Source organism: Streptomyces sp. NPDC053079, from assembly GCF_044546695.1.
Taxonomy (GTDB): Bacteria; Actinomycetota; Actinomycetes; order Streptomycetales; family Streptomycetaceae; genus Streptomyces.
The window spans coordinates 415,665-423,136 of record NZ_JBITZJ010000009.1 but is presented as its reverse complement, the minus strand read 5'-3'; the positions used below and the strand labels follow the sequence as shown (position 1 = coordinate 423,136).

The following is a 7,472-nucleotide window of genomic DNA, read 5'->3' as shown; positions in this document are numbered from 1 at the left end:
CCCCCCCCCCCCCCCCCCCCCCCCCCCCCCCCCCCCCCCCCCCCCCCCCCCCCCCCCCCCCCCCCCCCCCCCCCCCCCCCCCCCCCCCCCCCCCCACGGCCGCGGGGCATCTGGGGGTGCGGGGCAACACTCCTGCGGCGCGGGGGTGTTTGGGCCGTGCGCGCGGGGGCACCCGCATCCTGTGCTTCGGACCGGAGGCACGCCGCAGCAGCAGGATTCCCCCTGCCCCGGCCGCGCGGCGGTGCACCGGCATCAGCACGCCCACCGAGCGCCGCGCCCGGGGAGACTCCCACCCCCCGAGGAGCCGTGTACCGCCATGCGCCCTTCCACCCATCCGCACGACGACGCCCCCGACACCGCCGACACCTTCCGCCGCATCGCCCGCCTGCCCCGGGGGGCCGAGCGGGACGAGCTGTGCCGCGAGGCCGTGACCGCCTGGATGCCGATGGCCGAGCGGTTGGCCGTGCAGTTCCGGGGCCGCGGCGAGTCCGCCGAGGACCTGCGCCAGGTCGCGGCCCTGGGCCTGGTCAAGGCCGTCCACCGCTACGACCCCGGGCGCGGCGCCGCTTTCGCCAGCTTCGCCGTGCCCACCGTGGTCGGCGAGATCAAGCGGCACTTCCGCGACCACCTGTGGAGCGTGCACGTCCCACGCCGCGTGCAGGAGCTGCGCAACCGGGTCCGCCGGGTGCGCAACGAACTGCCGCCCGGCCCGGGCGGCCGGGGCCCCGGCGTCCGCGAGATCGCCGAACGCGCCCTGCTGACCGAGGAGGAGGTGCGCATCGGTCTGGCCGCCATCGACAGCTATACGACGCTCTCGCTCGAGGCCGAGCGGCCCGGCTCCGAGGGGCGCGCGCTGCTCGACACCCTCGGCGCCGCCGACGCCCGCATGGAGCGGGTCGTGGACCGGGAGGCGGTCAAACCGCGGCTGCGCGCGCTTCCCGAGCGGGAGCGGGAGATCCTCTACCTGCGCTTCTTCCGCGATATGACGCAGCGCCAGATCGCGGAGCGGCTGGGCATCTCCCAGATGCACGTCTCGCGCCTGCTCAGCCGCACCTGCGCCCGGCTGCGCACCGAGATCATGACGGGGGCCTGAGGGGCCCCAGGGCGCGCCCCAGCGCCAGCCCCGTGTGCCGCGCCACCCGTTCCAGCACCCCCGCCTCCGCCATCGAGAACGGACCGGGTTCCCCCGGCTGCGCCGCGCCCGTACGGAAGACCGTCAGGACCGCGGCCACCGGCGGGCCGGGCAGGCCGGCCGGGCACCGCACCGGAAGGCACACCAGCGACGCCACCGCGGCCCGGGTGATCAGCGCCCGGCCCGCCCCGTCCCGGCCGAAGCAGCCGGCGTCCTCGGCCCGTACCCGCACCGTGACCACCCCGCCGGCCGCCGCCTCGACGACCACGGGGCACTCCGCCGGGTCCTGGGCCCGTACCGCCGCGGCCGTCCCGTCGTCCTCGCGCGTGGCCGGGGCGGCCACCGCGCGGCGCCGCAGCACTCCGGCGCCGTCCACGAGATCGGCGATCGCCCAGTCGGCGACGGTGGTGCGCAGCGCCCCCGTCACGGCCCGCAGCACCCGGTCCGGCTGCCCGGGGCCGGCCGCCAGCAGGGCCGCCGTCACCTCGTCGAGGGTGTCCAGCAGGACCGTCTCCCGGGTGGCGGCCGACAGGGCGTGCCGGGCGTCGCCGCCCTCGGCGTCGTCCGGTGCGGCCGGGCGGTGCACGGGGTCGTGACCGGGCGCCTGGAACACCGCCATGACGGCGTTGCGCGTCTCGCCCGGCGGGCGGAGCGCCACGAGGGTCAGCTGCCAGCGCTCGCCGGCGGCGCCCGGGGGCGGTGCGAGCAGGCCGGCCACGACGCTGCGGTCCCCGTCGCCGCGCGCGACGGCGGCGGCCTGGGTACGCAGGGCCGGCCGGTCGGCGGGCTGCAGGAAGGTCGCGAGCGAACGGCCCGTGGCGTATCCGGCGCCGACGCCCAGCAGGCGTGCGGCGCCGTGGTTCAGCCGCCGTATCGCGCCGTCGCCCTCCAGCAGCGCCACCGGCAGCGGCAGCCGCTGGAAGAGGGCGCGCAGCAGCTGCTCCTCCTGCCGGCCGGCGCCGGCGTCCGCCCGGGTGCGGCGGGCCGGCTCGTCGTGGCGGGGCCACAGCACGTCGGCGGCGTAGCGGAGTTCGATCAGTGCGGCGTCCAGGGCCCGCAGCCGCCGGTCGGGCGGCAGTCCGCGGACGGCCTCGAGCTCGCGCACCCTGTCGCGGAAGTCCGCCAGTTCCTCGCCGAACGCGTCCCGCCCGCCACCGGTCATGGGGGAACGATAGTGCGCACCGCCGCCGGGTCCCGGTGTCACGGGCGTTCGTCTCCGGCCGTCCGTGCGGCCGCCGTGGCGCTCAGTGCGGCACCTTGCGGCGCCGGGCGCGCCCGGCGTGCCCGGCTCGCTCGGCGCGCTCGGCCCTGCGGCGCATCCTGCGGCGCTCGTCCTCGCAGGTGCCGCCCCACACACCGGAGTTCTCTCCCGTGCGCAGGGCGTAGTCCAGGCACTGGGCCCGCACGGGACAGCGGCGGCACACCTGTTTGGCGTCCTCCTGCTGCTGCGCGGCGGGTCCCGCCGTCCCGACCGGGAAGAACAGGTCGGGATCCTCTCGGGTGCATGCCGCGAACCGCAGCCAGTCCATCGCGTCGTCCCCTCCTCGTCATCTCGTCCGTATTTCGTCTTGCCATCGTCCGGTGACAGGGGCGCGGGTACCCCCGGGCCGGAGTGGGAAACCGAAGCGGAGTGACCGCCACCGAGCGCCGTTTCCGCTGTCGGAGGACGGGCAGGCGCCTGGCTATGGAGGCCATCGCTCAGACGCAGGCGGGGGTTCTGTCGGCGGGTGCGGAGCTGCTCGGCGACATGGCGGACACCCCGTGGGGGCAGCGCATCGCACGACTGACCGAACTGATTCCGCGGCTGGTTCCGGGCACCTGCGGCGCGACCACCACGGTCTGGGACGGCACCACCGAGTCGCCCACCACGGCGACCCACCCGGATCTGGCCGAACTCGTCACGGTGCAGCTGCGGGCCGCCGAGGGCCCCATCCCCACGGCCGTGGGCACCCGCGCACCGGTGCACGCGGACGACCTGCTCACCGACGAGCGCTGGCCGCGCTACCGGGCCAGCGCGCTGGGCACCGGCATACGGGCCAGTGCCACCCTGCCCTTCCACCGTGCGGGCGTGACCGTGACGGTGACGGTCTACCGGCTGCGCCCGGGCGGCCTGGAACACGCGGCCGAAGGGCCGTCGGCGCTGCTCGGCAAGCTGCTGACCGACACCGTCGCGCGGGAACACCGCTACCGCCGGGCGCTGGCGACCGTCGACCAGCTGGACGCCGCCCTGCACTCGCGGGCGGTGATCGACCAGGCCTGCGGCATCGTCATGCACGTGCTGGGCTGTGACACGGACACCGCCTTCGGCGTCCTGCGCCGCATCTCCCAGCACACCAACCGCAAGCTCGCCGACCTGGCCCGCACGGTCGTCGACAACCGGGGGCAGGACCTGCCGCCCTGCTGAGCGGGCCCGGCCCCGGCCGGCGGCGGGCGTACGACCGAATGGCGCAGGCGGGGTTTGCGCCGCGGTGATCAGGGCTAGACAACGAGGCGCCCGCTGGCACGACGGCAGGTCTCGGCAGACTTCGCCCGGCACATGGAGAGGCGATGCCGCAGCTGGATCACCGGACACCGCCCGACCAGCTGTCGGAGAGCACGGACAACGCCCGCACGCGGCTGGGCGGCAGGCTGCTGGGGTATCTCACCACCACCGACCACAAGGTCATCGGCAACATGTACCTGGTGACCGCCTTCGGGTTCTTCCTGCTGGGCGGGGTGCTGGCGCTGCTGATGCGCGCGGAGCTGGCCCGGCCGGGGCTGCAGCTGTTCAGCACCGTCCAGTACAACCAGCTGGTGACCATTCACGGCACCGTGATGATGCTGCTGTTCGCGACGCCGATGTTCGCGGGCTTCGCCAACGCCGTGATGCCGCTGCAGATCGGGGCGCCCGACGTCGCCTTCCCGCGCCTGAACGCCCTCACCTACTGGCTGTTCCTCTTCGGCGCCCTGATCGTGGTCTCGGGCTTCCTCACCCCCGACGGCGCCGCGGCCTTCGGCTGGTTCGCCTACGCCCCGCTCAACAGCGCGGTCTTCTCCCCCGGCCCGGGCGGCGACCTGTGGGCGATGGGCCTGGTGGTGGCCGGTCTGAGCACCGTGCTGGGGTCGGTCAACTTCATCACCACCATCGTCTGTCTGCGCGCCCCGGGCATGACGATGTTCCGCATGCCGGTCTTCACCTGGAACATCCTGTTCACCTCCATCCTGGCGCTGCTCGCCTTCCCGGTGCTGACGGCGGCGCTCCTCGCCCTGGAGTCGGACCGCAAGTTCGGTTCACACGTCTTCGACGCGGCCAACGGCGGGGCGGTGCTGTGGCAGCACCTGTTCTGGTTCTTCGGCCACCCCGAGGTCTACATCGTCGCCCTGCCCTTCTTCGGTGTGATCACCGAGATCGTCCCGGTCTTCAGCCGCAAACCGCTCTTCGGCTATCTCGGGATGGTGGGGGCGACCATCGCCATCACGATGCTGTCGGCGGTGGTCTGGGCGCACCACATGTTCGCCACCGGAGTGGTGCTGCTGCCCTTCTTCTCCCTGATGTCCTTCCTGATCGCGGTGCCGACCGGGGTGAAGTTCTTCAACTGGATCGGCACCCTCTGGAAGGGCGGCATCACCTTCGAGACCCCCATGCTGTGGGCCCTGGGCTTCCTCGTCACGTTCCTGCTCGGCGGTCTGAGCGGGGTGCTCATCGCCTCGCCGCCGCTGGACTTCCACCTCACCGACTCCTACTTCATCGTCGCCCACCTGCATTACGTGCTGTTCGGAACGGTCGTGTTCGCCATGTTCGGCGGCTTCTACTTCTGGTGGCCCAAGTGGACGGGCCGGCTGCTCGACGAACGCCTGGGAAAGGTCCACTTCTTCACCCTGTTCACCGGCTTCCAGCTGACCTTCCTCGTGCAGCACTGGCTGGGCGAGAACGGCATGCCCCGCCGCTACGCGGACTACCTCGCGGCCGACGGCTTCACCACGCTGAACACCCTCTCCTCCATCGGCTCGTTCCTGCTGGGCCTGTCCACGCTGCCGTTCCTCTACAACGTCTGGCGCACGGCGCGCTACGCGCCGAAGGTGGAGAGCGACGACCCCTGGGGCTTCGGCCGGTCGCTGGAATGGGCGACGTCCTGCCCGCCGCCGCGCCACAACTTCGTCGCGCTGCCGCAGGTGCGGTCGGACTCCCCCGCGTTCGACCTGCACCATCCGGAGGCCGAGAGCCGGGACCCGCACCGGGAGCTGAGCCCATGAAGGCCGAGGCGGTGCTGTTCGCCGGGGTCGCCGGCTTCTTCCTCCTCACCGACGCCGGCTACGCGTGGTGGTCGGGCCGGGAACCCGCGGGCACGGCGGCCCTGGCGGTGTCCTTCCTGATGGCCTCGGTGATGTCGTTCTTCTTCACCATGAACTACCGCCGCCGGGGCCCACGCCCGGAAGACCGCAAGGACGCCCGGATCGCCGAGCGCGCGGGCCGGCTGGACTTCTTCCCGCCGCACAGCGCCTATCCGGCGCTGACGGCGCTCGGCATCGCGGTGCTCGCCCTCGGCGTCGTCTTCGGGCTGTGGCTGTTCCTGGTGGCCGTGGGCGTCCTCGGCGCCGGGGTCATGGGCATGGTCTTCCAGTTCAACGACCGGGCCTAGCGGCCGGGCGCGGCGGGGTCGGTCGTCGCGTCCCCGGACGGCGACCGCCCGGCCCGTTCCCCGCCCGCCGGCTCCGGTTCGGCCAGCCTGCTCGCGATCTGCTTGCGCTGTTCCGCGGTGACCGGCATCTCCACGCGGTCGCGGTAGTACCAGGAACTGAGCGCCACCCGCAGCCGGCTCCGGCGCGGCGCCGGGCCCTCGGGCGCCGGCAGCGGCCGGGGGACCTCGCGCACCATCAGCCGGTAGCCCTCCTGCGCGGAGACGCGGTGATGGCCCTCCGAGAGCCCTCCGGAGACGTCCTGCGTCACCTCACCCGTCTCCTCGCCCTCCGTCAGCCGCCGCCGGTCGCGGGCCTGCAGGGCCAGGCACAGCCGCTTGGTCGCCCAGAACGCCAGCACGGGGCCCACGACCACGAGCCCCCTGAAGGTCCAGGTCAGGGCGTCGACGGAGACCCGGAAGGAGTAGGCGATCACGTCGTTGCCGCCGGCCAGCAGCAGGAGCGCGTAGGCGACGACCGCCGCCACGCCCAGACCCGTGCGCGCGGGCCGGTCCCGGGGGCGGTCACACAGATGGTGTTCGGTGCGGTCGCCGGTCACCCACTTCTCGAAGAACGGATACATGTAGAGGACGAGGAACAGCACGCCCGGCAGCACCACGGCCGGAAGGAGGACGTTCCACATCAGGGTGTGCCCGGCCACCACGTTCTCCCAGGGCGGCATCAGGCGCAGGGCCCCTTCGAGGAAGCCCACGTACCAGTCCGGCTGCGCCCCGGTGGCGACCTGGTCGGCACGGTAGGGGCCGTAGTTCCAGACCGGGTTGATCTGGGCGAGGCCGCCGAGGAGGACGAGCGCCCCGCAGAGCAGCATCATCAGGCCGGTGGACTTGGCGGTGAAGTGCGGGAACAGCGGCACGCCCACCGCGTTGCGGTTGGTCCGTCCCTGCGCGCCCCAGTGGGTGTGCTTGAGGTAGACCACCAGGTAGAGGTGGAGGCCGACCAGGGCCAGCAGCACCCCGGGGACGAACAGCACGTGCACGATGTACAGCCGCGGAATGATGACGCCGCCGGGGAACGGGCCGCGCCAGATGAAGGAACTCAGGTACGTGCCCACGAACGGGATGGACAGCACGATGCTGTTCGCCGTCCGCATCCCGGTCCCCGACAGCAGGTCGTCCGGCAGTGAGTAGCCGCAGAAGCCCTCCAGCAGCGCGAGCAGGAACAGCGTCACCCCCAGGGTCCAGTTGGCCTCCCGGGGTCTGCGGAAGGCCCCGGTGAAGAAGACGCGCAGCATGTGGACGCCGATCGCGGCGACGAACACCAGCGCCGCCCAGTGGTGCACCTGACGGATGAGCAGCCCGCCGCGCACGTCGAAGCTGAGCCCGAGCGTGGTGGCGTAGGCCTGGGACATCCGCAGGCCCTTCAGCGGCTCGTACGCGCCCTCGTACACGGTCTGGGCCATGCTCGGGTCGAAGAACAGGGTGAGGTAGGAGCCGGTGACGACGAGCACCAGGAGGCTGTAGAGGGCGAGTTCGCCGAGCAGGTAGGACCAGTGGTCGGGGAAGGCCTTGCGCAGCAGCGCCGCGGCGGTCTCGGCCGCCGGCAGCCGCCGGTCCAGCGCCCCGAATCCGGTCACCGCCGCCGCGCGCGCCCTGTCCGCGGCCCTCTCCCGCCACGTCGGGAACAGCATCCACCACGCTCCTCGTCAAGCCGCGCGCCCGAAGCC

7 protein-coding genes are annotated in these 7,472 nt (G+C 73.4%); 4 read left to right on the top strand and 3 right to left on the bottom strand.

Going from position 1 to position 7,472, the window contains the following annotated elements; genetic code table 11:
• Nucleotides 1-316: 316 nt before the first annotated feature.
• Nucleotides 317-1,093, top strand: a complete 777-nt coding sequence (locus tag ACIGXW_RS31790) for a SigB/SigF/SigG family RNA polymerase sigma factor (RefSeq protein ID WP_399576401.1) — start codon at nucleotides 317-319, stop codon at nucleotides 1,091-1,093.
• Here the strand turns inward: ACIGXW_RS31790 and ACIGXW_RS31785 are convergent.
• Together ACIGXW_RS31785 and ACIGXW_RS31780 are read right to left on the bottom strand one after the other, a co-directional pair.
• Nucleotides 1,077-2,294, bottom strand: a complete 1,218-nt coding sequence (locus tag ACIGXW_RS31785; RefSeq protein ID WP_399576400.1) for a PAS domain-containing protein — start codon at nucleotides 2,292-2,294, stop codon at nucleotides 1,077-1,079. The genes ACIGXW_RS31790 and ACIGXW_RS31785 overlap by 17 nt on opposite strands.
• 82 nt (nucleotides 2,295-2,376) lie before the next feature.
• Nucleotides 2,377-2,661, bottom strand: a complete 285-nt coding sequence (locus tag ACIGXW_RS31780; RefSeq protein WP_071963098.1) for a WhiB family transcriptional regulator — start codon at nucleotides 2,659-2,661, stop codon at nucleotides 2,377-2,379.
• 155 nt (nucleotides 2,662-2,816) lie between these two features.
• Here ACIGXW_RS31780 and ACIGXW_RS31775 point away from each other — a divergent pair, with 155 nt between their 5' ends.
• The 3 genes from ACIGXW_RS31775 to ACIGXW_RS31765 all read left to right on the top strand — a co-directional run bounded on the left by ACIGXW_RS31775 (nucleotide 2,817) and on the right by ACIGXW_RS31765 (nucleotide 5,751).
• Nucleotides 2,817-3,536 carry an ANTAR domain-containing response regulator gene (locus ACIGXW_RS31775; RefSeq protein ID WP_399576399.1) on the top strand — a complete coding sequence of 240 codons (720 nt, stop codon included), beginning with the start codon at nucleotides 2,817-2,819 and terminating at the stop codon, nucleotides 3,534-3,536.
• A 143-nt stretch (nucleotides 3,537-3,679) separates the two neighbouring features.
• Nucleotides 3,680-5,365: a cytochrome c oxidase subunit I gene (ctaD, locus tag ACIGXW_RS31770; RefSeq protein WP_399576398.1), complete on the top strand. Its 1,686-nt coding sequence runs from the start codon at nucleotides 3,680-3,682 to the stop codon at nucleotides 5,363-5,365.
• Nucleotides 5,362-5,751, top strand: a complete 390-nt coding sequence (locus tag ACIGXW_RS31765) for a cytochrome c oxidase subunit 4 (protein ID WP_399576397.1) — start codon at nucleotides 5,362-5,364, stop codon at nucleotides 5,749-5,751. Before ctaD ends, ACIGXW_RS31765 begins: the two co-directional genes overlap by 4 nt.
• Here the strand turns inward: ACIGXW_RS31765 and ACIGXW_RS31760 are convergent.
• Nucleotides 5,748-7,436, bottom strand: a complete 1,689-nt coding sequence (locus tag ACIGXW_RS31760; protein WP_399576396.1) for a cytochrome bc complex cytochrome b subunit — start codon at nucleotides 7,434-7,436, stop codon at nucleotides 5,748-5,750. The genes ACIGXW_RS31765 and ACIGXW_RS31760 overlap by 4 nt on opposite strands.
• Nucleotides 7,437-7,472 lie beyond the last annotated feature (36 nt).